23 protein-coding genes are annotated in these 23307 nt (G+C 62.7%); 8 read left to right on the plus strand and 15 right to left on the minus strand.

The window, feature by feature from the left end; translation table 11 throughout:
• Positions 1-384 precede the first annotated feature (384 nt).
• From ACFOOR_RS12370 to ACFOOR_RS12390, 5 genes are all read right to left on the minus strand, one after another.
• Positions 385-1080 (minus strand): hypothetical protein, encoded by a 696-nt coding sequence (locus ACFOOR_RS12370; protein WP_343162892.1) that lies wholly within the window; start codon positions 1078-1080, stop codon positions 385-387.
• Positions 1058-1687, minus strand: a complete 630-nt coding sequence (locus tag ACFOOR_RS12375; RefSeq protein WP_343162893.1) for a hypothetical protein — start codon at positions 1685-1687, stop codon at positions 1058-1060. Before ACFOOR_RS12375 ends, ACFOOR_RS12370 begins: the two co-directional genes overlap by 23 nt.
• A gap of 23 nt (positions 1688-1710) precedes the next feature.
• Positions 1711-2703 carry a hypothetical protein gene (locus ACFOOR_RS12380; protein ID WP_343162894.1) on the minus strand — a complete coding sequence of 331 codons (993 nt, stop codon included), beginning with the start codon at positions 2701-2703 and terminating at the stop codon, positions 1711-1713.
• 145 nt (positions 2704-2848) lie between these two features.
• The gene (uvrB, locus tag ACFOOR_RS12385) at positions 2849-4996 is read right to left on the minus strand and encodes an excinuclease ABC subunit UvrB (protein ID WP_343162895.1); all 2148 of its coding nucleotides are present in this window, start codon (positions 4994-4996) and stop codon (positions 2849-2851) included.
• A 47-nt stretch (positions 4997-5043) separates the two neighbouring features.
• Positions 5044-5637 carry a lipocalin family protein gene (locus tag ACFOOR_RS12390; protein WP_343162896.1) on the minus strand — a complete coding sequence of 198 codons (594 nt, stop codon included), beginning with the start codon at positions 5635-5637 and terminating at the stop codon, positions 5044-5046.
• A gap of 153 nt (positions 5638-5790) precedes the next feature.
• Between ACFOOR_RS12390 and ACFOOR_RS12395 the strand changes: the two genes are divergently transcribed.
• A complete protein-coding gene (locus ACFOOR_RS12395) occupies positions 5791-6333 on the plus strand; it encodes a response regulator (RefSeq protein WP_343162897.1) in 543 nt (180 codons plus the stop codon).
• Here the strand turns inward: ACFOOR_RS12395 and ACFOOR_RS12400 are convergent.
• Complete coding sequence (locus tag ACFOOR_RS12400) at positions 6330-7352, minus strand: threonine aldolase family protein (RefSeq protein WP_343162898.1); 1023 nt, start codon at positions 7350-7352, stop codon at positions 6330-6332. The two genes, ACFOOR_RS12395 and ACFOOR_RS12400, sit on opposite strands and share 4 nt — an antisense overlap.
• A 32-nt stretch (positions 7353-7384) precedes the next feature.
• The gene (locus ACFOOR_RS12405; RefSeq protein WP_343162899.1) at positions 7385-8065 is read right to left on the minus strand and encodes a hypothetical protein; all 681 of its coding nucleotides are present in this window, start codon (positions 8063-8065) and stop codon (positions 7385-7387) included.
• A 78-nt stretch (positions 8066-8143) separates the two neighbouring features.
• On the opposite strand from ACFOOR_RS12405, the gene ACFOOR_RS12410 reads away from it, so the two are divergent.
• Entirely contained in the window at positions 8144-8572 is a 429-nt protein-coding gene (locus ACFOOR_RS12410) for a hypothetical protein (protein ID WP_343162900.1), read from the plus strand.
• A 12-nt stretch (positions 8573-8584) separates the two neighbouring features.
• Here ACFOOR_RS12410 and ACFOOR_RS12415 read toward each other — a convergent pair whose 3' ends face one another.
• Complete coding sequence (locus tag ACFOOR_RS12415; RefSeq protein ID WP_343162901.1) at positions 8585-8731, minus strand: hypothetical protein; 147 nt, start codon at positions 8729-8731, stop codon at positions 8585-8587.
• Positions 8732-8957: 226 nt separating this feature from the next.
• Between ACFOOR_RS12415 and ACFOOR_RS12420 the strand changes: the two genes are divergently transcribed.
• Positions 8958-10163: a pyridoxal phosphate-dependent aminotransferase gene (locus tag ACFOOR_RS12420; protein ID WP_343162902.1), complete on the plus strand. Its 1206-nt coding sequence runs from the start codon at positions 8958-8960 to the stop codon at positions 10161-10163.
• A 119-nt stretch (positions 10164-10282) separates the two neighbouring features.
• Positions 10283-10750 (plus strand): Dps family protein, encoded by a 468-nt coding sequence (locus ACFOOR_RS12425; protein ID WP_343162903.1) that lies wholly within the window; start codon positions 10283-10285, stop codon positions 10748-10750.
• Between the two features lie 310 nt (positions 10751-11060).
• On the opposite strand, the gene ACFOOR_RS12430 is transcribed toward ACFOOR_RS12425, so the two are convergent.
• Positions 11061-11954: a LysR family transcriptional regulator gene (locus ACFOOR_RS12430; RefSeq protein ID WP_343162904.1), complete on the minus strand. Its 894-nt coding sequence runs from the start codon at positions 11952-11954 to the stop codon at positions 11061-11063.
• Between the two features lie 219 nt (positions 11955-12173).
• Between ACFOOR_RS12430 and ACFOOR_RS12435 the strand changes: the two genes are divergently transcribed.
• Positions 12174-12479, plus strand: a complete 306-nt coding sequence (locus tag ACFOOR_RS12435) for a hypothetical protein (protein ID WP_343162905.1) — start codon at positions 12174-12176, stop codon at positions 12477-12479.
• A gap of 80 nt (positions 12480-12559) precedes the next feature.
• Here ACFOOR_RS12435 and ACFOOR_RS12440 read toward each other — a convergent pair whose 3' ends face one another.
• From ACFOOR_RS12440 to ACFOOR_RS12455, 4 genes are all read right to left on the minus strand, one after another.
• The gene (locus ACFOOR_RS12440) at positions 12560-13552 is read right to left on the minus strand and encodes an aldo/keto reductase (RefSeq protein WP_343162906.1); all 993 of its coding nucleotides are present in this window, start codon (positions 13550-13552) and stop codon (positions 12560-12562) included.
• A 75-nt stretch (positions 13553-13627) separates the two neighbouring features.
• Entirely contained in the window at positions 13628-14785 is a 1158-nt protein-coding gene (locus ACFOOR_RS12445) for a DUF547 domain-containing protein (protein ID WP_343162907.1), read from the minus strand.
• Between the two features lie 149 nt (positions 14786-14934).
• Positions 14935-15876 (minus strand): thioredoxin-disulfide reductase, encoded by a 942-nt coding sequence (trxB, locus tag ACFOOR_RS12450; protein WP_343162908.1) that lies wholly within the window; start codon positions 15874-15876, stop codon positions 14935-14937.
• A gap of 48 nt (positions 15877-15924) precedes the next feature.
• A complete protein-coding gene (locus ACFOOR_RS12455; RefSeq protein WP_343162909.1) occupies positions 15925-16860 on the minus strand; it encodes a mitochondrial fission ELM1 family protein in 936 nt (311 codons plus the stop codon).
• 40 nt (positions 16861-16900) lie between these two features.
• Here ACFOOR_RS12455 and ACFOOR_RS12460 point away from each other — a divergent pair, with 40 nt between their 5' ends.
• From ACFOOR_RS12460 to ACFOOR_RS12470, 3 genes are all read left to right on the plus strand, one after another.
• Entirely contained in the window at positions 16901-17335 is a 435-nt protein-coding gene (locus ACFOOR_RS12460; RefSeq protein WP_343162910.1) for a BlaI/MecI/CopY family transcriptional regulator, read from the plus strand.
• Positions 17332-18717, plus strand: coding sequence for a M23/M56 family metallopeptidase (locus ACFOOR_RS12465; protein ID WP_343162911.1), 1386 nt, complete (start codon positions 17332-17334; stop codon positions 18715-18717). Before ACFOOR_RS12460 ends, ACFOOR_RS12465 begins: the two co-directional genes overlap by 4 nt.
• 123 nt (positions 18718-18840) lie before the next feature.
• Positions 18841-19398 carry a hypothetical protein gene (locus ACFOOR_RS12470; protein ID WP_343162912.1) on the plus strand — a complete coding sequence of 186 codons (558 nt, stop codon included), beginning with the start codon at positions 18841-18843 and terminating at the stop codon, positions 19396-19398.
• A gap of 60 nt (positions 19399-19458) precedes the next feature.
• On the opposite strand, the gene greA is transcribed toward ACFOOR_RS12470, so the two are convergent.
• Positions 19459-19932 carry a transcription elongation factor GreA gene (greA, locus tag ACFOOR_RS12475; RefSeq protein WP_039719245.1) on the minus strand — a complete coding sequence of 158 codons (474 nt, stop codon included), beginning with the start codon at positions 19930-19932 and terminating at the stop codon, positions 19459-19461.
• A gap of 35 nt (positions 19933-19967) precedes the next feature.
• On the minus strand, positions 19968-23234 hold the full coding sequence (gene carB / locus ACFOOR_RS12480; protein WP_343162913.1) for a carbamoyl-phosphate synthase large subunit: 3267 nt from the start codon (positions 23232-23234) through the stop codon (positions 19968-19970).
• Positions 23235-23307 lie beyond the last annotated feature (73 nt).

A 23307-nucleotide genomic window follows, 5' to 3' on the forward strand; every position in this document is an offset into this window, starting at 1 on the left:
TCGCCCTCATCGCCGCAACCCGGAAACTCACCATTCTCCTCAACACCCTCGTCGCCAGAAACCAGACCTGGAACAACCCGCAACAACACGGTTGCTGAGGTGCCCGCCTGTCCTGAGGAGCCGCATTAGTGGCGTCTCGCCTGTCCCCGCAAGGGCGGGGAAAGGGCGGCGGGCCTCGCCTGTCCCCACGCAGGTGGGGAAAGGGCGAGGGGATCGTCAGCCGCGCCGCCGCCTGTCCCTCGCCTTCGATGGTCCAGACCTGGCCGGGGCTTAGCTCCGGTCGCGCTCCGTCATCCGGTTCCTGCGCGAGGGCAGGCGCGGCGAGAAACAGGGCGACGAGAAGGGAGAAAAGGGTTTTCATGGGGTGAAGCTTGGATGTTGCGATTAGTAAGTGGCTCTCAGTTCATCCCATCGCCGAAGTACCCGCCGGACATGGTGTTGGTAGATATCGTGTTCATCGCCTTGGAGGGGATGAGTTCGAATGGAGAATGCCGTCCCACGAAGCACGTCCAGAATCTCGACGTTCTCGAACACAAGATTGGGCAATGTTTCATGTATGAGCCAGAGTCCGACGCGCGCGGCTTGCGCGGACAAAACCGGCTCTTCCGAAAAGTATGGGTAGACGGCGTGGAGCGCGGTTTGACCCACGCGGAACACGAACATGTTCTCCACCTTCACGTTGATGCCATTCACTGCGTCCTCGTACACGCCAGATAGGTGTCCATCTGCGAGGCTGAGTGGCTCGTTCACGCCGCGCCAATTCGCATTCCACCAATCGAGGAAGCCATCGCGCAGAAGCGGATACAATCGGTGTCGTTGACGGCTTGCTTCGATCCGGGCTTCGATCGCATCGGCGAACGAAAATCCGGGACGGATGATCGACTTGGCTTCACTCCAGAAGGGCGAATGAAAGTCCGCCCCATCCCCGCCAATGATCCCATCCTCCCGCCGCATAACCTGACGAATATCGTTTCGGAGCTTCGACGTAAGCATCCGTTCGTCGCAGAATGCGAGTTGGAGCAAAAAGCGAAGATGCGGGCTTCGGACCGACATGGAATCACTCGCCAGTCCGCTGCTCATCTAAATTTCGGGTAACCACAAACAGAAGGACATGTTGGAAGAAATTCCATAAGAAAATTCTCAGATTCAGCAAAACCGATACTGCTATAGAGATTAGCAAAGAAATACCAACCAGGTTAGCAACTACATATACTAAATCATCGATCATCGGAAAATCAATATTGCTTGTTACAAAAGAAATGGTCGATGCTATCATCAAGAACATTATCGCTAATACGAACTCGAAAAAAATAAAAAAATATGTAAATAGAATCTTATTAATGCGCGTCAGACTCATTTCGTTTATTCGTAATCTCGCAAGTCGCTCAATAAGATTTGATTCAAGTGTTGACATCAAAATCGCAAATGCAGCAAGAAATAACCCCATAAGACTAATTGAAATTATCAACATCGTAGATAGTGATCCTGATAAAATATCATATGAAATGGTTAGGTACCGGCTCGTTCCTACGACATACCACGCAACAAAGTTCACGAGTAACCCTAGCAAGGGCGAAATTAATAACGCAATTCGTTCAGAAACCTGCCCCTGAATAAAATAAAATTTGAAATAGGATATAGCAAGTTTATTGTTTTCAAGAACGGAATCGCGCCAACTTGTATTCATAGGTAGTCTCCCTACTCTGTTTTCTATTTCCTGTCTTCATCTTGAAATAATTTGCTATAAGAGTGTTCGGAATTATTATCTGACTCACCAGTTTTTATTATTTTATCTTTGACAAGATTTACAAAATACGCGACAAAGAGCCTAGTGCGTTCTGCGAGGTCATTTGGTGGGTCGGGCACATGCTGCTTTAACGCGAAATTTTCATTGTCTCCGGAGAGATTGTTGCCATCGTTATCTAGGCCATTGGTTTTTAGGTGCTGATAGCCGTGTGCGGTGGCTTCGGTTGCGAGGTCAATCGCTTCGTCTACATTTAGCCCGTCTCGGCTTCGGTGGGAAAATTCAGTATTTTGCGACTCGAGCCGCATCCCGGCAGCTCTCATGTCTTCAAAAATCTGGGAGGCATCGTCGTCGTCGTTTGTTTCGATGATTTTAAACGATAAATGTTTTAATTTTGAGTATCGACGAAGAAACGCCTCAAGACCAGACGGATCAGAGAGGGGAATAATATTTATACGCGGCTTCGCAATTTTTTCCGCTAAAATTTTTCGTGTAACAGAACGGTCGTATTCTTTACTAAGGCGGTAGGTTTTCTCGAAAAAAACTTCGTACTTTAATTTAATAAACTTCGCAATGGTCGCTCGAAACGTGTCGATACTAGGAGCAGCGACAGTTTCCGGTTGATAAATAAGTCGATGATTGTCGACGATCAATATGAAAAATGAACTTGGAGAAGTTTCAAGTTCAGCATAATCATGAACAATCCCACCTCTTCGATCAAAAAGCTGCTCGCGCGATAGAGTAGTATTTTTTATGAATCGGCCATAAATTACATGAAGACCATCCTCAAGGCGATCTAATTTAACATCGTACAGATGGAAATTGGTGCTGTCAGATATTTCTCTTACGAGAGTATCATCTGTGAATGCCGGAAGCACAATTTCCTCAAGAAAAGAAACCAACGGTTTGTCGCCAAACTTACAAATGAAGTTCGCGAACTGAATTGTATCTCGTTTCATTAGCGTTGTGCACTTTCCTGAGCCATCCCGGAATGGATGTATGTTCCAAAGTACGAAACTCTAGATGGCGAAAAGGCGAGAAGTCAAAGAAAATCACTCCGCTCTCATCCCCCTTCGCCCAGCGGGCTTCGGCGGGATGAAACCGCTACTCGGCTTCAAGGCGTTTGATTTCGTCGCGGAGTTGCGCCGCCTCCTCAAACTCCAGATTCGCCGCCGCTTCGCGCATCCGCTTTTCGAGGTCGGTGATGACGGCCTTGATATTGCTGCCATCAAAGGTGGCGGCCTCCTCGCGCGCTGACAAGCGTTTTCGATCCCGCGCCTTGGCGGACCGGCCCTTGGCGGTTTTCTCCATCACGCCTTCGAGCACGTCGGAAATGCCGCGCACGATCGTGGTCGGCGTGATGCCATGTTCGAGATTGTGCGCCGTCTGCTTCTCGCGCCGGCGTTCGGTCTCGTCCATCGCGCGCTGCATCGAGCCGGTGACGCGGTCGGCATAGAGGACGACCTTGCTTTCGCTGTTGCGCGCAGCGCGGCCGATCGTCTGGATCAGGCTGGTTTCCGAGCGCAGGAAACCTTCCTTGTCGGCATCGAGAATGGCGACGAGGCCGCATTCGGGGATGTCGAGGCCTTCGCGCAGCAGGTTGATCCCGACCAGCACGTCATAGGTACCGAGGCGCAGATCGCGGATCAGTTCGATCCGCTCCACCGTGTCGACATCGGAATGCATGTAGCGCACGCGCAGCCCCTGCTCGTGCATGTATTCGGTCAAATCCTCGGCCATGCGCTTGGTCAGCGTGGTGACGAGGGTGCGCATCCCCTTGTCCGCCGTGGCGCGCGCCTCGGCGATGACGTCATCGACCTGGCTCGCGCCATCCTTCGCGACCGGGCGGACCTCGACCGGCGGGTCGACGAGGCCGGTCGGGCGGATCACCTGTTCGGTGAAGACGCCGCCCGTCCGGTCGAGCTCCCAAGGCCCCGGCGTCGCCGAGACCGAGACGGTCTGCGGGCGCATCAGATCCCATTCCTCGAATTTCAGCGGCCGGTTGTCGAGGCAGGAGGGCAGGCGGAAGCCGTGATCGGCCAGCGTCTTCTTGCGGTTGTAGTCGCCCTTGTACATCGCGCCGATCTGGGGGATGGCGACATGGCTCTCGTCGACGAAGAGCAGGGCGTCCTCCGGCAGGTATTCGAACAGCGTGGGGGGCGGCTCGCCCGGCTTGCGGCCGGTCAGGTAGCGGGAATAGTTCTCGATGCCCGCGCAGCTGCCCGTGGCCTCCAGCATCTCGATGTCGAACTCGGTGCGCTGGGCGAGGCGCTGGGCTTCGAGCAGCTTGCCCTCCGCCTCCATCCATTGAAGCCGCGCCTTCAGCTCGGTCTTGATGCTGGCGATCGCCTGATGGAGGGTCGGGCGCGGCGTGACATAGTGCGAATTGGCGTAGACCTTCACCGATTTGAGGTCGGCCTGCGCCTTGCCGGTCAGCGGGTCGAATTCGGTGATGCGCTCGATCTCGTCGCCGAAGAAATCCACGCGCCAGCCCCGGTCGTCATAATGCGCCGGGAAGACTTCGAGCACGTCACCGCGGAGGCGGAAGGTGCCGCGGGTGAAGGCGGCCTCGTTGCGCGTGTATTGCAGGGCGACGAGCTGTTTGGCGACCTGGCGCGGGTCGGCGGTGGTGCCGGCCTTCAGCTCGAACGTCATCGCGGTATAGGTCTCGACCGAGCCGATGCCGTAGATGCACGAGACCGAGGCGACGATGATGACGTCGTCGCGCTCGAGGATCGCCCGGGTCGCGGCGTGGCGCATCCGGTCGATCGCCTCGTTGATGTTGGACTCCTTCTCTATGTAGGTGTCCGTGCGCGGCACATAGGCTTCCGGCTGGTAGTAGTCGTAGTAGGAGACAAAATACTCCACCGAATTTTCCGGGAAAAAACTCTTGAACTCGCCGTAGAGCTGCGCCGCCAGCGTCTTGTTCGGCGCCAGCACCAGCGCCGGGCGCTGCACCGCCTCGATCACCTTCGCCATCGTGAAGGTCTTGCCCGTCCCCGTCGCGCCCAGCAGAACCTGGTCGCGTTCGCCCTGGTTCAGATTCTCCACCAGCTCCGGGATCGCGGTGCGCTGGTCGCCCATCGGTTCGTATTCCGAGACGCAGCGAAACCGCACCCCGCCTTCGGATTTCTCCGGGCGTTCGGGGCGGTGCGGCGTCCACAGGGCGGGGGCGTTCGCAACGCGGTCGAGCACGAAATCGGCCTGGCCGAGATCGGTGACCGCGCTGTCGTCTGTGGTGAGTCGGGCCATGCGATCCTTATAGGGATGCGGCGCGCCTGTTTCCAGTTTGTTCTATGCTATTGCACCGCGCCGTCCGGCAGACCGGTCGTCGGCATCGCGGCGAGGCTTTCCCACTGATCCGGATAGACCAGGCCTTCGGTGTCATAGCCGAGCCCCTGCAGGAAGCTCAGTCTTTCCTCGATGAAAGCCTCGCCCGGCTGCGGGTCGCGGCTCAATATCCACAGATACCGCCCCGCCGGTTCCGACACGACCGCCCAGCTGTAGTCCTCGGCGAGGTCGAGGATCCAGTAATCACCGTAGAACGGCCCGAAGAAGGAAACCTCCAGCTTCGCCGTGTCACCGGGATCGGCGAGGCGCGCGCGGCCCTCGGCGACGTCCAGCTCACCGTCGAGCGAATCCTTCCAGCAGCGGTTGATGACCCGGATCGTGCCGTCGTCATTCATCTCGTAGAACGCCGTGACGCCCTGGCAGCCGTCCTCGAAGCCGTGTTCGGCCCGGGCGACCTCGAACCACAGGCCGAGATAGCGGTCGAGATCGACACTCTCCACCGTCGGGGGCGGCTGGTCACCGGCCAACCGGTCGGGTGGCGACGACATGCACGCCGCAAGCGGCAGGGACAGAGCGGCGGCGGCAAGCAGGGGTTTCAGCATCGGAGGTTTCCTGAACGGCGCGTCAACAAAAACGAATGTAATCCGCCCCGGTTCCGTGGCAATCGAACGTCGATTTACACACTTGGTTAACGCGCCGCGGCGCAGTTTCGCCGACGGGCTATAGCAGAAACGGGCGCGAGGTCGCGCAACAGAATGTCGGGCAGCTTTGATCGCGTGCGGGTCCTCATCGTCGAGGACAATCCGCATATGTCGAAAATCCTGCGGGTCACCCTGCAGGGTTTCGGCGTGCGCATCATCGAGGAATGCCGCGACGCCGAGACCGCGATCGATTCGCTCAGCGCCTTCAATCCCGACATGGCCGTTGTCGACTACATGCTGGGCGAGATGAACGGGCTCGAACTGACCCGCTACATCCGTTCCAACGAAAGCAGCCCGAACAAGTATCTGCCGGTTCTGATGTGCACCGGCTATACCGACCGCTCGCGCGTGATCGAGGCGATCAATGCCGGCGTGAACGAGTTTCTGGCCAAGCCGGTCCGCCCGGTTGACCTCTATCAGCGCCTGATCGCGATGATCGAACGGCCCCGCCGCTTTGTCCGTGTGCCCGACTATTTCGGCCCTGATCGCCGCCGCCGCCAGGACCCCCGCTTCCATGGCCCTTGGAAGCGCGCCCGCGATGAACACAAGGTCGAGGCCCGAGACACCGACGACGGCGAGGAAAGCGACGCCGCCTAGGCCCGGGCCGCGTCCAGAAGCGCGTTGACGTCGTCTTCCCGTGTCGACCAGCTCGCCACGAGCCGCGCCGTGCCGTCCGGCCACTGATAGAAACCGGCCCCGGCCGCGCGCAGCGTCTGCGCCACCGCATCCGGCAGCGCCACGAAGACTTCATTGCCATCGACCGGGTGGGCCAGTTCCACGCCCTCGATCGCCGACAGCCCGTCCGCCAGCCGCGCCGCCATCGCATTGGCATGGGATGCGAGATCGAGCCACAGCCCGCCGGTGAGCCAGGCTTCGAACTGCGCGGCGACATAGCGCATCTTGGCGACCATGTGCCCGGCGCGTTTCTGCCGCGCCTGCAACTCGCCATACCGGTCCATGACGGACGGGAAGAGGATGACGGCCTCGGCCGCCAGCGCGCCATTCTTCGTCGCGCCGAGTGACAATATGTCGGCCCCGGCTTTCCAGCTTGCCTGTGCCGGAGTCATCCCCGACCCGGCGAGCAGATTGGCGAAGCGCGCGCCGTCGAAATGCACGCCCAGCCCCTTCGCTTTTGCCGGTCCGGTCAGCGCGGCGAGTTCGCCGGCGGTGTAGGCGCAGCCCGATTCGTTCAGGTTCGACACCGACAGCGCGCGCGGCGGCGTGGTGTGGACGAAGTCTTGCGGCCAGCTGTTCAGCGTCGCGGTCAGCGCGGCGGGGTCGATCTTGGCGTGCGCGCCGGGCAGGGGGATCAGCTTCGCCCCGCCGGTGAAGAATTCCGGCGCGCCGCGCTCGTCGCGGTGGATATGCGCCTCGTCATGGCACAGCACGGCGCCGTGCGAAGGGCAGAGGATGGACAGGGCCAGAGCGTTCGACGCCGTGCCGGAGACGGTGAAGAGGACTTTCAGATCCGTCTCGAACACCTCTTTGAGCCGGTCCTCGACGCGCTGGCACAGCGGATCATTGCCATAGCTGGCGGCATAGCCGCCATTGGCATGGGCGATGGCGTCGAGCAGGGCGGGATGGGCCGCGGCGGTGGTGTCGGACAGGAAGTTCATGGGATCGGAAGATCGCGTCTTCGCGGACTTCGTCAATCCCCGAAGGCCGGGTCCGGTCGCGAGGCGGGCAGGGCGTCGCGCATCTGGTCGGCCGTCGACAGGTTTCGCCTTGCCGCCGGACTGTCGAGCGTCGGCTGGCCCGCATAGATGTGGTCACTATCGCCGAAAAGGGCCCGGATCTGGGCCGTCGAGAGATCAAATCCGGCCAGCATGTCTTCCTCAGGGACTTCAATCCGCGCGGTGCGGCGCGCCGTTTCCCCGCAGACGCCAGTGCGGGCGAAGCCTTCGGGATCGCCCGGGCATTGCAGGCCCGACAGGACCGAGCGCGTGCCGGGCGAAACGGCATAGACATCGCGCTCGCCGCTGGGCGGAGATTCGGGGGCTTCATCCACCGACCGGGCCGAGACCGGCGCATTGCTCGGAGCCGGCTGGGACTGCGCGGGAACGGGCGTCTCGGGCGGGCGTTCGGCGACCGGTTCCGGGTCGGGTGGAATGTCCTCGACGACCGGTTCGGGCACCGCCTCTTCGACGATCTCGGGCTCCAGCTCGGCAGCCGGGACAATGAAGGTCACGTCGATGACCCGGAAGCGCTCGATCGTGCCGGGTGGAATCCGGATCAGGCCGAAAATCAGCAGGGCATTGATCAGCGCGCCGCCGCCGATGGCGGCAAGACGCTGGTGCCGGGACAACATTGTTCGGGCAAGATCGGCCACGCCGCCTCACTCAACTACCTGCACCCCGCTTCCTTCTCCCTACAAGACAGTCGGGGTTCGCGCCACTAGCATCGCCGCATGAGCGAAAGCGGATATTCCGGCACGCCTTTGATGAAGAAGCTCGGCGCCAGGCCGGGCATGCGGGCGCTGTTCGTCGGATACCCGGGCGGCATCCCGGAAATCGACGCGTTCGACGCTTGGTCCGAGCGGATCGACGCCGACGAAGCAAGCCTTCCCGATGGGCCGTTCGATTACATCCATGTTTTTGTGAAGCAGGACACGGCGCTCGAGGCCCTGGCCAGCGATCTGAAATCCCGCCTGGTTCCGGCCGGCATGGTCTGGATGTCCTGGCCCAAGAAGGCGTCAGGCGTGGAGACGACGCTCGAAGGCAATGCCGTCCGGCGCATCGGGCTCGATGCCGGTCTGGTCGACATCAAGGTCTGCGCCGTCGATGCGGTCTGGTCGGGATTGAAATTCGTGATTCCGGTGAAGGACCGGAAAAGCTGAACCCCGGAGGGCCTAGTCCATCGCGGCGGTGATCACCGCTTCGTCGGACGGCACGTCGGCCCAGACAAGGCTGTGCTGCGACGGCTGGGCGCGCATGAAGACGAAGGCGGTTGCGGCAAGCATGGCAAGGGCCAGAACAAAGCCGGTGACCGACCCCATTCCTGCGTCTCTGCGATGTGTGTTCGGCTGTGCCATGGTCCCCTCACAACACTCTGATGCGCTGCGTTGTTCCCAAGGTGAACACTAGCAAAGGCAGGTGAAGGGCAGGTTTATGACCATGGTTGCCAATATGTGACCGGAATGGGGCAGTCAGGGGCGTATCGCCCTATTGGCCTTGCCAGCGGCGCTCGTTACGTTCGGCGCAAATCAGCCGGAGTTCGCCTTCATGACCATCCAGCAGTCCGATGCGCTGAAGCGCGTGCAGCCCTCCGCCACACTTGCCGTCACGCAGAAGGCGCGCGAACTGAAGGCGCAGGGGATCGACGTGATCTCGCTGGGCGCAGGCGAGCCGGACTTCGATACACCGGACCACATCAAGGATGCCGCGATCGCGGCGATCCGGGCCGGGAAGACGAAATACACGCCGGTCGACGGAATTCCGGAACTGAAGGCGGCAATCGTCGACAAGTTCGGACGCGAGAACGGGCTGACCTACACGGCGGACCAGATTTCCGTCGCGCCCGGCGGCAAGCCGGTCATCTTCAATGCGCTGACGGCGACGCTGAATCCCGGCGACGAGGTGATCATCCCGGCGCCGTACTGGGTGTCCTACCCGGACATGGTGCGGCTGTGCGGCGGCGAACCCGTGGTGGCCCGTGCCGGGCTGGAGGACGGGTTCAAGCTGCGCCCCGAAACGCTGGCCGCGGCGATCACGCCGAAGACGAAATGGCTGATCTTCAATTCGCCGTCCAACCCGACCGGGGCGGGCTATACGCGCAGCGAAATCCAGGCCCTCGCCGACGTCCTACTCGATCACCCGCATGTCCTCGTCATGACCGACGACATGTATGAGCACATTGCCTATGACGGCTTCCAGTTCGCGACCATGGCCGAGGTCGAGCCGCGGCTTTACGAGCGCACGTTGACCACCAACGGCGTGTCGAAGGCGTTTGCCATGACCGGCTGGCGCATCGGCTATGCCGGGGGTCCGAAGCCGCTGATCGACGCCATGCGCAAGGTGATGTCGCAGACCACGTCGAACCCCTGTTCGATCAGCCAGTGGGCGGCGGTCGCCGCGCTGAACGGCCCGCTCGATTTCCTGCCCGAGCGCAATGCCGCCTTCAAGGCGCGCCGCGACCGGATGCTGGCCGACATCAATGCGGCGCCCGGCCTGACGGCTCCGACACCGGAGGGGGCGTTCTACGTCTTCGCCGACTGTTCGGGTACGATCGGCAAGACCACATCGTCCGGCCACCTGATCGAAACCGACATCGACTTCTGTGCGTTGCTCCTGCAGGACGAGGCCGTCGCGGTCGTGCCCGGCTCGGCGTTCGGTGCGGCACCCGGCTTCCGCGTGTCCTACGCCACCGATGATGCTTCGCTCATCGAGGCGGGTGCGCGGATCAGGCGTTTCTGCGAGGGTCTTTCCTGATCATTGAAAGGCTCTATGGGTTCGAGAGTAATTAGCAGTTTGATTTATCGCTGTGCCGGGCCCATATCCAGAAATGAAGCAAGGCGGGTGCCTCCCCGCCGCCATGCGAGGAGACTGACATGAGCATCAAGATGGGACTGTCCCAGGACCAGCGCGAAACCATGGCCGATGCGGTGGCTGCCGTGCTGGCCGACACCTACGCGCTCTATTTCAAGACGCACGCCTACCACTGGAATGTGACCGGGCCGCGCTTTCACGACCTACACATGCTGTTCGAGACGCAATACAATGAGCTCTGGATGGCCACTGACGTGCTCGCCGAGCGCGTCCGCGCGCTGGGCGTCGCAGCCCCGAATTCCTACGCCGCCATGGACAAGTTCGCCACGGTGAAGTCGGAAGCCACTGAAACCAAGGCCGATGCCATGCTGGGCGATCTGCTCTCGGGGCATGAAACCGTCGTCGCGACGATCCGCTCGGCCCTGGCGAAGGCCGGCGAGTCCGGAGACGAGGCCACCGCCGACATCCTGTCTCCGCGGCTTTCGGCGCACGAGAAGATGGCCTGGATGCTGCGCTCGACGCTCGGCTGACCGCCGTCGGCGCTCTCCGGCCCGTTCAGGCCGAACCGGAACTGCCCCGGCCGCATCCGCGTCCGGGGTATTTTCTTGTCTGGAACCGGGGTGGGGTAGGTCCGAAAAGAAATGCGCCGGGCCCGAGGGGAGGGAACGGACCCGGCGCAGTGTGTGCATACTCTCGGGGAGGAGACGGTATGCAATCGAAGGGGAACGTGGCGCATGCGCGCCGTGTTCGTGAAGCGTATATGCGTCACGCCCGGCCCTTGTTCCAGAGACGATCAGTCAGAACGGCCATGCAAATTTGCTGCACTGCATCATGCCGTGTTCAGCTTTCCCAGTCCTTGGCTTCCTGAAGCAGGAATTCCCGGAAGACGGAGAGGCGGGACGATCCGCGCAGTTCGCCCGGATAGACAAAATAGACGTCGAAGCTCGGCCCATCGGTGTCGGGCAGGACAGGCACCAGCGTATCGTGTCCGCGCGTCACATAGTCGGGCAGGCCGGCAATGCCGATGCCCGACTCCACTGCCCGCAGGATGGCGTAGATCGTGTTCGCTTCCATCACGGCGGGCCGGGGCGGTTCGCCGGGTTTGCGCCCGATCGATGCCGCCCATTCGAGATTGCGGATCGGCGCCATCTGCGGCGGGCCGTATCGGATGATGTGGTGGCGGTCGAGGTCGGCAACAGACTTCGGCGCGCCCTCGCGGTCGAGATAGGACTGGCTCGCGAACAGGTGCTGCCGCGCAGTCAGCAGCTTGCGCTGGATCACGTCATTCTGGGTCGATTCCCAGGGGCGGATGGCGCAATCGGCCTCAAGGCCGGCGATGTCGAATTCGTGGTCGTCAAGCAGCAGGTGGACCCGGATATCGGGATAGGCATCGCGGAATTTTGCGATCCGCGGCGCCAGCCAGATCGCGCCGAGCGCCGTCGGCGCGGTGACGCGCAGATCGCCGGACGGGTTGTCGTGACTGTCGTCGACGACGGACCGCGCCAGGGCCACTTTCGCGGCGATCTCCTTGGTCACCTCGTGCAGCAACCGGCCCGGCTCGGTCGGGATCAGGCCGCGGGCATGCCGGTGAAACAGCTTGACGCCGAGATCCTCCTCCAGCGCCGCGATCTGCCGGCTGACGGCCGATTGAGACAGCAACAGGATATCGGCGGCACCGGTCAGCGACCCGGCCTCGGCCGCAGCATGAAAGGTTTTCAGCTTGTCCCAGTCCATGGGCATTCTCCCCGCCTCATGGTTGTTCCGGGTTTTGCATCGACCCGTCAAGCAAAACGGACGCAAATCGAGGACAGGAAACGTCCGCGATCACTTTTCATTACAGGCGATCACGCACCTTGCGGAATCATCAGGCCGGGAGCATATCCCGCCCGCGATCGAGAAATCGCGGTGTCGGCCCAGGGCCCGCACCAACTCATTTCCCAGGAAGACCGCGCAATGCGCACCCGCCTTGTTCTGGCAACCGTCGCCTCTCTGGCGATGATCTCTGTTGCGGCCTATGCCACGCAACACGACGACACCGTTCCGGCCACCCAGGAAGCCACGGAAGTCGCCACTGACGTCGTCTCGACCGACGAAACCGTCGGCGTCGAAGCCGAAGCTCTGGTCACGGACGACGTGGTCGCCGACGAGACCGTTGCGACCGACGACGAAGCCGTCGCGGACGAAGTCGTAACCGACGAAGCCGCGGCCGAGCCGACCGACGAGACCGTCACGGAAGTCGCTGAAGAGCCGGCGCGCTAACACCGCCCCGCTTTCGCAGACAAATGAATGGCGGGACCTGTCCGGGTCCCGCCATTTTCGTTTCGGCAGAGCTGTGAAGGTCAGCGATTGACCGCGGCCATGCCCATCTCGTTGTAGCGCGCGCCCTGTACCTTGTCGGCGAGTGGCTCGAGCCGTTTCAGGTGCGTATCGCTCAGCGACACGTTCGCAGCCCCGAGATTGGAGTCGAGATTCTTCAGCTTGGTCGTGCCCGGGATGGTGACGATGTCTTCCCCGCGCGACAACACCCAGGCGAGCGCGACCTGGCCCGGCGTGGCATCGATCTCGTCGGCAATCGACTTCACTTCATCGACCAGGGCGAGATTGGCCTCGTATGCGCCCTCGGCCCACCGCGGCTGCATGTCGCCGGAGCGGAATTCTCCCTGACCGCCCGGCTTGTGATCCTTCGAAAAACTGCCGGTCAGCATGCCGCGGCCGAGCGGCGAATAGGCGACCAGCGTCGCGCCTGCGGCCCGCAACTGGTCGAACAGCACCTGCTCGACGTCGCGTGTGAAGATCGAATACTCGCTCTGCACGGCGGCGACAGGGTGGGTGGCATTGGCCCGCGCGAAAGTGTCGCCATTGACCTCGGACAGGCCGATCGCGAGCACCTTGCCTTCCTTCACCAATTCTCCCATCGCGCCGACGGTTTCCTCGACCGGGGTGTTGGGATCGAGCCGGTGCAGATAGTAGAGATCGATATGGTCGGTCCGCAGAAAGCGCAGCGAGTTCTCGACCGCGCGGCGCATGTTGGCCGGTGACCCGTCGATGGTCTGGCCGACACGCTTTCCGTTCTCGTCAAAGGTGAATTTCGGACCGAATTTCGTGGCGATCCGGATCCGGTCGCGCAGGCCTTCAAGCGCCTCGCCGAGCAATTCCTCGTTCCGGCCGTAAAGCTCGGCGGTGTCGAAATGGTCGACACCCATGTCCACGGCTTGCCGCAGCAGGCGGACGGCGTCCGCGTGATCCGTGGGCGGGCCGTAAAAGGCCGACAGGCCCATGCAGCCCAGGCCGATGGGGTTGACCTCGAACGGGCCGATCTTGCGCTTGTTCATGAAAAAACCTCCGGGGTTCGGCGCAAACTCTAGACCGCCAACCCCGGAGGTAAACCCGTCAGCGTTGAATGGGCCTCAACGCTGGGATTCGTCTTCTTCCGTGTCCGGGTCGTCGGTCGGAATGTCGCGGACATAGACACGGCCATAGGTGCCGTTCCGGATCAGCTCCAGACGGCGGATTTCGACATCGCGGATGAGCGCCTGCGCGGTCTGCGGGATCGCGCCGCAAACACCGCTGGAAACATTTCCGCCCTCGCGGCTGTAGGACTGGACGGTTATGTCGCCCGCCCCGCCCGTGCAGCGTCCCGATCCGTTGATCAGGTCGGCGATTTCCCAGGCCTCGACATCGGCGTCGATCGGCAGATTGCCGCGCAGCTGGTCATAGGCGCTGTCGATCGCATAGCCGGAAAGGTGGGAGCGCAGGTCCGCATTCCAGTTCGGGAAGAAGTAAGGACGCGCGTCATTGTAGATGACGGAGACTTCCAGCTCGTCGCGGTCGATCTCGATTCCGCGCAGCGAGTTGATGAATTCCCGCGCATTATTGCTCAGCGACGTCCACACATTGGCGCCGGTATAGGCGTTGCGCAGGATGTTCGGGCTGCCGACGGCGCCGTTGAAGAAGCCGTAGATCACCAGCGGATCGTTCCACTGCTCGTAGACGATGCGCAGGCGGATGTCGTTCAGGCTCAGCGGCACGCCGGCGACGTTGAGGATCTTTGCTTCGTAAAGCGGTTCGCCATTGATCTGAACGCGATTGACCCGCGTGACGGGATACTCGTTCATCAGCTGCTCGATCACCGCGACATTGTGCAGGTTGATCCAGTAGGCGAGCTGCTCGTCGGAAGACAGGCGGGCCAGGTCGACACGCTCGGGCAGGGTTTCGAGGTCGCGGCGGTATTCCGTGATGGCGTTCCGGTATTCCTCGCTCATCAGGTGATAGACGACCCGGTTGCCTTCATAGCGGTAACGGCTGGTATTGCCGGTATTGATCCGCGTTCCGGTCAGGATCGGCCGGCCGACGGGCGGCTCGCGGTCCGACAGGCCGACATCATAGACGATGTCGCGCAACAGGTCGGTCCAGATCTGGTAATCGACCGACGGACCGCCCGAGTGGGTGGAGCGGGCAAAGCTGGAAAATTCCGGGGCGAGACCCTCCTGGGCCATCGCTGCCGGGGCGGAGAGGCACAGCGCCAGCGCGGTGGCGGCGGCCTTGAAGGAAAGCGTTCTGATCATTTTGAGCGTCCCTGACTCAATCAACAAACCGTGGGCGATTACTGCCACCGCGCTTCTTCTTGCGCGCTTACGGGTCACTTAATTCCATTTAAGGCGCCGGTCGACTGGGACAATCGCCTGACCAGTCCCGCCCTGCCGATTTCCGGGGGTCAGTGACCCGACAGCCAGCGTTCGGTGTCGAGAGCGGCCATGCAGCCCATGCCGGCTGCGGTCACCGCCTGGCGGTATTTGTCGTCGGTCACATCGCCCGCGGCGAACACGCCCTCGACCGAGGTCTCCGTCGAACCCGGCTTCACCATCAGATAATTGCCCGGCTTCATGTCGAGCTTGTCGAGGAAAAGCTCGGTCGCCGGCTGGTGGCCGATCGCGATGAAGACGCCGTCGGCCTTGTGCTCGGTCACCTCGTGGGTCTTCAGATTCTTGATCTTCACGCCGGTCACGCCCGGCGGGTTCTGTTCGCCGAGGACTTCTTTCAGCACGCTGTCCCAGATCACCTCGACCTTGGGGTGATTGAACAGGCGTTCCTGCATGACCTTTTCCGCGCGCAAGGAGTCACGCCGGTGCACCAGCGTTACCTTCGACGCGAAATTCGTCAGGAAGAGCGCTTCCTCGACTGCGGTATTGCCGCCACCGATCACGAAGACCTCGCGGTTGCGGTAGAAGAAGCCGTCACAGGTCGCGCACGCCGACACGCCGAAGCCGCGATACTTCTCTTCGGATTCAAGGCCGAGCCATTTCGCGCTCGCCCCCGTCGCGATGATCAGCGCGTCGGCGGTGTAGGTCGTGCCGCTGTCGCCGGTCAGCGTGAACGGGCGCTTGGACAGGTCCACGTCGGTGATGATGTCGCTGACCATTTCCGCGCCGACATGTTCGGCCTGAGCGCGCATCTGCTCCATCAGCCAGGGTCCCTGGATGACGTCGGCGAAGCCCGGATAATTCTCCACATCCGTGGTGATCGTCATCTGCCCGCCCGGCTGCAGGCCGGCGATCACCATCGGCTTCAGCATGGCGCGCGCGCAATAGATCGCGGCGGTGTAGCCGGCGGCGCCGGACCCGACGATGACGACTTTGGAATGGCGGGGTTCGGACATGTGGGAAAGGCTCCGGATGAATCGGGTATCGGCTCTGTGGGCCTCTAGTTAGGCCGCAGCCCCTTGCGGCTCAAGGCCGAGCCTCAACACCACCTCGCGCGCGGCCTGCGCCGTCGCGTCGAGCGGAGTATAGGTCCAGGATTCGACCGGGCCGAGCAGAGGTCGTAGCGCCCCGTGGGCTTCCAGCGCGCCATAGAGACGGGAGAATTTTCCCGGGTCGCCGTCGAGTGGCAGGGAATAGAGCGGTTTCCCCGTTGCGGCGGCCTCGACCAGCATGTTGGTGGAATCTTCCGTGACGCAGATCAGGTCGGCCGCGGCGAGGAAGGCGAAATACGGATTCTCGCCTGTGCCGTCGAACAGCCAGACCCGCTTGTCGTCACCGAAGCGCGCCTTCAGCGCGCCGGTCAGCGCCTTCGGCGTGCGGCGAGAGACCGAGAGCATCAGGGAATATCCGGCGTCCAGAAGATCGCCGATGCGTGCCTCCAGATTGGCGGAGACGTCAGGCGTGACCTTGAAGCGCTTGTTCGGCCCGCCGATCAGTACTGTCGCGCGCGGAGCGGGCAGGGCGGCCAGATGTTTGGCAAAAGCCGCCTCGGCTTTGGCGAGCCGGTCCGGTGTCACGCGGTGCGGTGATCCGATCATCGAGATCGCGTTCGCCTTGCGGACCCGGTCATGTCCCGGCGCGACGATCAGGTCGAAGCGATCATAGTGGTTGCGCGGGTCCTGCACATAGACGAAGCGCGCCCCGGGAAAGATCTTGCGGTGACGCCGTGCCAGCTTCAGCGCCGGCCGGCCGCAGCCGATCCAGATGTCCGGCGTGTCGTGTTCCGGCAGCGTAACGTAGCCGTCGTCGCGGATCGTGACCCGCGCCGTCACGGCATCTCCCAGATGTCGCGCAATCGCTTCGGCCAGGCCGATGGCCTGGTTTTCGACACCGCGGCGCGTATCGGCGACCGCCCAGATGACCTTCGGAGTCGTGCCCATACACCCGTTTAGCAGGCTTCCTGGCCGAGGCGTCAATCACATGCTGCTTGACAGGAACCGCATACATGCGACAAATGTCACATCAAACCTGTGGTGTGTCGTGGAAAAACCCAGCCCCTCCGAAATGTCGGTTCTGAAAGCCCTGTGGTCGCAATCGCCGCTGGGCGCGCGCGAAATCCATGATCGTGTGGGGAGCGGCCAGAGCTGGTCCTACTCCACCACGCGAACGCTGATCGCGCGCATGGTCGAAAAGGGGCTGATCGGGCGCGGCGACTCGCATGGTCTCGCCGTCTTCGCGCCTAAAGCCACGAAAGCCCTTGTGCTCAGCACCATGATCCGCAGCTTCTCCGCGCAGATCTTCGATCTCGACGAACCGCTGCCGGCGTCGGCCTTTGCGTCGAGCCCGTTGCTCGATCCCGCTGACATTGCCGAGCTTGAAAAACTGCTGGCCGAAAAGCCGGAGGACGAGGCATGAGCGTCACAGGAATCAGTCTCGCGGCGGCCGCCAGCCTCGCCATTGCCGCGCTCGTCTGGGTCTTCGGCCGGCGACAGGAACGCGGTGAAGCCTACTGGCTGACGGGATACGCGCTCGCCGCTCTTCCCCTCATCGTCGCCGCCGTGTCCCCCTTGTTGAATGCGGCGCTGCCGTCGCTGGCCGAACCGCTTGAGCCGGTAACGGCCCTGATCGTGCCGCAGCGTTCCGGTGGTACGGAACCGGCCGCGCTGGCACTTTCACCGGTCTGGAGATGGGACTTCGTCCTTTTGGCGCTCTGGGGTTCCGGCGCCGCGCTCCGCAGCGTGATCGAACTCCGCCGCTCGCTTTTGCTCCATCTGCGCCTGAAGCAAACGCGCCGGGCCGATGACCAGACCTCTGCGCGCGTCGCGCAGGTCGCCCGGTCCATGGCGGTCCGCGCGGGGATCGACGTTCGGATCGACGCGGTGGCGTCGCCCTTCGTTTGCGGCCTGCTTCGCCCGATCCTGGTGCTGCCGCGCGAGGGAAAGACCGACGACCTCGTCCTGGCGCATGAACTGGCACACATACGCCGCCGCGACAGCCGCGTCCTGCTCGCCATGCGCCTCGCCGGGCTGGCGCTCTGGTTCAATCCCTTTGTCTTTCTCATCGAGCGCGAACGCCGGCTGGCGGTGGAGATCGCCTGCGACCGCGCCGCGCTCGGGACACTCGGAAACGGCAGGGCGCGTTCCTACGCCCGTTCCCTGCTGCAGGCTGCCTGCGCGAATTCGGGGCCGCAGGCCGCTCTCGGTTTTGGCGTGGAACCCAGGAAGGCACTCGAAATGCGTATACGTTCCATTCTCTCTCCTGCCCCGAAAGCCCGCTCCGCGGGCGGCATGGTCGCGCTCGCCGCGCTCGCCGTGATGGCGCTTCCGGTCGCGGGGCTTCAGGTCGCCGAAGCCTCCGGCATGGCCGTCGATCCGGACTTCAGCGCCCCGGTCGTCCAGGGCCGCACCACGTCCCGCTTCGGCCCGGCCGCGCCCGGCCCCGATGGCCCGCGCAATCACACGGGCCACGACATCGCCGCCCCGGCCGGCACGCCGGTCACCGCGCCGGCAGGCGGCCGCGTCACCTATGCCGGCAGCGGCTATAACGGTCAGGCAGGGTGGGGCAATGTGGTCGAGATCGACCATGGCGGCGGCTGGACCACCGTCTACGCCCAGCTTCAGGACTATGCCGTCGCCCCGGGCGACGCGGTCCGCGCCGGTCAGGTGATCGCCAGCGTCGGGTCGTCGGGCGTGTCGACCGGTCCGCACCTGCATGTCGAAGTGCACCGCGACGGCGAGCGCCTCGATCCTGCCGACCATCTGCCGGGTCTGGCCCCGGCCACGCCATCGGACGGCTGACCCCGAACCGCCGCCGGTAATGCAAACGCCGGGACGGTGATCGTCCCGGCGTTTCGCTTGCCTGTCGCGCTCAAACCCGCCATTGTTACTGTGTAACGAATTGGGGTGTCGATGCGCTTCCTTATGATGATCATCGTTTCAATCGTGGCTGTCACTGCACGGGCATTCGCCGCGACCCCAGACCCTGTTCCGTCGAAACGCAGCTTCAATCCGATCATCGGGGAATATGTCCTCACAACAGGCCCGGAGGATTTCAGACAGGCCTGGTGTGAGCTTTCGGATGTGCTCAACTACGGACAGTTGAACGCCTTTGAGAAGATGATTGTGCTGCAGCTTCGAGGCCGGGCCAGCTACGAGTTGATAGGCGAGCCTGAGTTTGAATGCCGACCCGAATGGCAACGCGTCAGCCGCGGGGAAATCGGCAAGGTCGAAACCGAGAGCATCACTCCCGTGGTTTCGGACCTGCCGCCAGCCCTGCATGAAGCATTCGTTCTGGATGCCGAACCCGACTGGTTCGAAGTGTTCTGCGACGCCACGTCGGCGCTCAATCACAATAATCTCGATGCCCGAACGAAGGCGGTGGTCCTTCAGCTACGCGGGCGGGCGAGTTTTGAAATGGGCGACAGAGATGCCATCCCCCGCGACTGCGGCGCGAAAGGCCTCGTCACCGAAACGCTCTGAGCCGGAAACGAAAAAGGCCGGCACATAGGCCGGCCCTGTTCGTCTCGATGCTATGGATGCTCAGATCCATTCCACCTTCAGGATTTCGTACGATTTGAGGCCGCCCGGGGCGTTCACCTCGATCACGTCGCCGACTTCCTTGTTGATCATGGCGCGCGCGATGGGGGAGGTGATCGAGATCTTGCCCGAGCGCACATCCGCCTCGTCTTCGCCGACGATCTTGTAGGAGGCCTCTTCCTCGGTGTCCTCGTCGACGACGGAAACGGTCGCGCCGAACTTCACAGTGTCGCCGTCCAGCTTGGACACGTCGATGACCTGGGCGCGCGCGATCTTGTCCTCAAGCTCGGCGACGCGGCCCTCGATCCAGCCCTGACGTTCCTTGGCCGCGTGATATTCCGCGTTCTCCGAAAGATCGCCATGCTCGCGCGCTTCGGAAATCGCCTGAATGACGGCCGGGCGCTCGATGGTCTTCAAACGCTTCAATTCTTCGTCGAGGGCCCGATAGCCCTCGTCGGTCATCGGTACTTTGCTCATGTTCGATAGTCTCGCTCGAAAATGGGGAGCTGATCTCAATTCTCACGAGAGTAGGATTGGAGCGAGCGCGGTTCAAGCGCGCCTGCATCGATCTTTTTCAGCGACTTCACCGCGGCCTCGGCGGCGGACGCCGTCGTGTAGCACGGAATTTTCAGTTCCAGCGCCGTGCGGCGGATCGAATAGCTGTCCTTGTGCGACTGGCGGCCTTCGGTCGTGTTGAAGATCAGCTGCACTTCGCCATTCTTGATCGCGTCGACGATGTGCGGGCGTCCGGCGGATACTTTCCTCACACGCGTGACGGCCACGCCGGCCGCTTCGAAATGCGCCGCCGTGCCGTCGGTGGCGAGCACGGTATAGCCCATCTCGACCAGCATCTTTGCCGCGGGAACCATCATGGCCTTGTCGGATTCCTTCAGCGAGACGAACACCGCGCCGGACAGTGGCAGCTTCACCCCTGCGCCCAGCTGGCTCTTGGCAAAGGCGCTCTCGAAGTCGGCGTCAATGCCCATGACCTCGCCGGTCGAACGCATCTCCGGGCCGAGCACCGGGTCGACCCCGGGGAAACGTGCGAACGGCATGACCGCTTCCTTGACGGCGACATGCTTCGGCGCGGGATCCTTCAGCTTGAACGAGGAAACCAACTCGCCCGCCATCACTTTCGCGGCGATCTTCGCCACCGGCACACCGATCGCCTTGGCCACGAAGGGCACGGTGCGCGAGGCGCGCGGATTGACTTCCAGCACAAAAATCTCGCCGTCCTTGATGGCGAACTGGACGTTCATCAGCCCCTTCACGCCGATCGCCCTGGCCAGGGCGATGGCCTCGGTCTTCAGCTCCTCGACGGTTTCCGGCGAGAGCGAGAAGGGCGGCAACGAGCAGGCCGAGTCGCCCGAATGGACGCCCGCTTCCTCGATATGTTCCATGACGCCGGCGACGAAGACGTCCTCGCCGTCGCAGATCACGTCGACATCGACCTCGTCGGCATTGTCGAGATAGCGGTCGACCAGCAGCGGTGTCTTGCCCGTCACATTCACCGCCTCGCGCAGATAGCGTTCGAGGCCTTCCGGTTCGCGCACGATCTCCATCGCGCGGCCGCCCAGCACATAGGACGGGCGCAGCACCAGCGGGAAGCCGAGCGTTTCCATCGCGGCCATCGCCTCTGCCTCGGAGTGCGCGATCACGTTCGGCGGCTGGCGCAGATTCAGCGTGTCGAGCAGCGCCTTGAAGCGCTCGCGGTCCTCCGCGAGGTCGATCGCATCGGGCTGGGTGCCGAGGATCGGAATGCCGGCTTTTTCCAGATCGCCGGCCAGTTTCAGCGGCGTCTGGCCGCCATACTGGACCACGACGCCCGCCAGCGTGCCGTTCGAGCGCTCGGTCTCGATCAGCTCCAGTACGTCTTCCGTCGTCAGCGGTTCGAAATAGAGACGGTCCGCCGTGTCGTAGTCGGTCGAAACCGTCTCCGGGTTGCAGTTCACCATGATGGATTCGAGACCCATCTCGGCAAAGGCGAAGGCCGCGTGGCAGCAGCAATAGTCGAATTCGATGCCCTGGCCGATCCGGTTCGGACCGCCGCCGAGGATGATCGCCTTGCGGCGGTCGGACGGCTGGCTCTCGTCATCGGCTTCGCCGCCGAAGGGGGCCGTCTCGTAGGTCGAATACATGTAGGGCGTCGCGGCGACGAACTCCGCCGCGCAGCTGTCTACCCGCTTGTAGACCGGGCGCACGCCGAGGGCGCGGCGCGCGGCGCGGACATCGTCTTCGTGCTGGTCGGTCAGCTTGGCCAGGCGGGCGTCGGAGAAGCCCATCGCCTTGATCGCGCGGAGGCCGGCCGCGTCCTTCGGCAGGCCTTCCATGCGGACACGATGCTCGACCGCGACGATCTCCTCGATCTGGCGCAGGAACCACGGCTCGTAGGCGCAGGCGGCGTTGATCTCGTCGACGCTCATGCCCTCGCGGAAGGCCTGGGCGACATAGAGCAGCCGGTCCGGCGTCGGCCGGGCCAGTGCGGCGACCATCGCTTCGCGGCGGGCTTCGGGCGTCTTCGCCTCGCTGAGGCCGTCCACCGCGATCTCGTCGAAGCCGCTGAGACCGGTTTCCAGCGAGCGCAGCGCCTTCTGGACCGATTCCTGGAAATTGCGGCCCATCGACATCGCTTCGCCGACCGACTTCATCGACGTCGTCAGGATGTTGGAGGCGCCCGGATACTTCTCGAAGGCGAAGCGCGGGATCTTGGTGACGACATAGTCGATCGTCGGCTCGAAACTGGCCGGCGTCGCACCCTTCGTGATGTCGTTGGCGATCTCGTCGAGCGTATAGCCGACGGCCAGTTTCGCGGCGACCTTGGCGATAGGGAAGCCGGTCGCCTTCGACGCCAGCGCCGAGGAACGCGACACGCGCGGATTCATCTCGATCACGACCATGCGGCCGGTCTTCGGATCGACGGCGAACTGCACGTTCGACCCGCCCGTCTCAACGCCGATCTCGCGCAGCACGGCGATCGAGGCCGAGCGCATGCGCTGGTATTCCTTGTCGGTCAGGGTCAAGGCCGGGGCGACGGTGACGCTGTCGCCGGTATGCACACCCATTGGATCGATATTCTCGATCGAGCAGACGATGATGCAGTTGTCCGCGCGGTCGCGGACCACTTCCATTTCGTATTCCTTCCAGCCGAGGACGCTCTCCTCGACCAGGATCTCGTTGACCGGAGAGGCGGCGATACCCGCCGCGCAGATTTCCTCGAATTCCTCGATATTGTAGGCGATGCCGCCGCCCGTGCCGCCCATGGTGAAGGACGGCCGGATGATCGCCGGCAGGCCGATGTCGGCCTGCAGCGCCTTGGCTTCCTCAAGCGTGTGCGCCACGCCCGAACGCGGGCTTTCCAGGCCGATGGAATCCATCGCCTCGCGGAAGCGCTGGCGGTTTTCCGCCTTGTCGATCACGTCGGCGCGGGCACCGATCATCTCGACGCCGTACTTTTCCAGCACGCCGCGGCGGTCGAGCTCCAGCGCGCAGTTGAGCGCGGTCTGCCCGCCCATCGTCGGCAGCAGGACGTCAGGCCGCTCCTTGGCGATGATCTTCTCGACCATTTCCGGGGTGATCGGCTCGACATAGGTCGCGTCGGCCAGGCCCGGATCGGTCATGATCGTTGCCGGGTTCGAGTTGACCAGGATGACCCGGTAGCCCTCTTCCTTGAGGGCCTTGACCGCCTGAACGCCCGAATAGTCGAATTCACAGGCCTGACCGATGATGATCGGCCCGGCGCCGATGATCAGGACACTGTCGATATCGGTACGTTTCGGCATGGCTCTTCCCGTCTCATCTCGCGCGCGAACACCCGGCCCGGGTCCGCTTTATCGCGCGGGTCCGGCGGGGTGT

Origin of the sequence: Hyphobacterium vulgare (assembly GCF_042643335.1) — a bacterium.
GTDB lineage: Bacteria > Pseudomonadota > Alphaproteobacteria > Caulobacterales > Maricaulaceae > Hyphobacterium > Hyphobacterium vulgare.

Coding starts and splice junctions, on each gene's coding strand:
- ACFOOR_RS12370 (WP_343162892.1), bottom strand. CDS start 1,080: ATGAGCAGCGGACTGGCGAGTGATTCCATGTCGGTCCGAAGCCCGCAT.
- ACFOOR_RS12375 (WP_343162893.1), bottom strand. CDS start 1,687: ATGAATACAAGTTGGCGCGATTCCGTTCTTGAAAACAATAAACTTGCT.
- ACFOOR_RS12380 (WP_343162894.1), bottom strand. CDS start 2,703: ATGAAACGAGATACAATTCAGTTCGCGAACTTCATTTGTAAGTTTGGC.
- uvrB (WP_343162895.1), bottom strand. CDS start 4,996: ATGGCCCGACTCACCACAGACGACAGCGCGGTCACCGATCTCGGCCAG.
- ACFOOR_RS12390 (WP_343162896.1), bottom strand. CDS start 5,637: ATGCTGAAACCCCTGCTTGCCGCCGCCGCTCTGTCCCTGCCGCTTGCG.
- ACFOOR_RS12395 (WP_343162897.1), top strand. CDS start 5,791: ATGTCGGGCAGCTTTGATCGCGTGCGGGTCCTCATCGTCGAGGACAAT.
- ACFOOR_RS12400 (WP_343162898.1), bottom strand. CDS start 7,352: ATGAACTTCCTGTCCGACACCACCGCCGCGGCCCATCCCGCCCTGCTC.
- ACFOOR_RS12410 (WP_343162900.1), top strand. CDS start 8,144: ATGAGCGAAAGCGGATATTCCGGCACGCCTTTGATGAAGAAGCTCGGC.
- ACFOOR_RS12415 (WP_343162901.1), bottom strand. CDS start 8,731: ATGGGGTCGGTCACCGGCTTTGTTCTGGCCCTTGCCATGCTTGCCGCA.
- ACFOOR_RS12420 (WP_343162902.1), top strand. CDS start 8,958: ATGACCATCCAGCAGTCCGATGCGCTGAAGCGCGTGCAGCCCTCCGCC.
- ACFOOR_RS12425 (WP_343162903.1), top strand. CDS start 10,283: ATGAGCATCAAGATGGGACTGTCCCAGGACCAGCGCGAAACCATGGCC.
- ACFOOR_RS12430 (WP_343162904.1), bottom strand. CDS start 11,954: ATGGACTGGGACAAGCTGAAAACCTTTCATGCTGCGGCCGAGGCCGGG.
- ACFOOR_RS12435 (WP_343162905.1), top strand. CDS start 12,174: ATGCGCACCCGCCTTGTTCTGGCAACCGTCGCCTCTCTGGCGATGATC.
- ACFOOR_RS12440 (WP_343162906.1), bottom strand. CDS start 13,552: ATGAACAAGCGCAAGATCGGCCCGTTCGAGGTCAACCCCATCGGCCTG.
- ACFOOR_RS12445 (WP_343162907.1), bottom strand. CDS start 14,785: ATGATCAGAACGCTTTCCTTCAAGGCCGCCGCCACCGCGCTGGCGCTG.
- trxB (WP_343162908.1), bottom strand. CDS start 15,876: ATGTCCGAACCCCGCCATTCCAAAGTCGTCATCGTCGGGTCCGGCGCC.
- ACFOOR_RS12455 (WP_343162909.1), bottom strand. CDS start 16,860: ATGGGCACGACTCCGAAGGTCATCTGGGCGGTCGCCGATACGCGCCGC.
- ACFOOR_RS12460 (WP_343162910.1), top strand. CDS start 16,901: ATGCTGCTTGACAGGAACCGCATACATGCGACAAATGTCACATCAAAC.
- ACFOOR_RS12465 (WP_343162911.1), top strand. CDS start 17,332: ATGAGCGTCACAGGAATCAGTCTCGCGGCGGCCGCCAGCCTCGCCATT.
- ACFOOR_RS12470 (WP_343162912.1), top strand. CDS start 18,841: ATGATGATCATCGTTTCAATCGTGGCTGTCACTGCACGGGCATTCGCC.
- greA (WP_039719245.1), bottom strand. CDS start 19,932: ATGAGCAAAGTACCGATGACCGACGAGGGCTATCGGGCCCTCGACGAA.
- carB (WP_343162913.1), bottom strand. CDS start 23,234: ATGCCGAAACGTACCGATATCGACAGTGTCCTGATCATCGGCGCCGGG.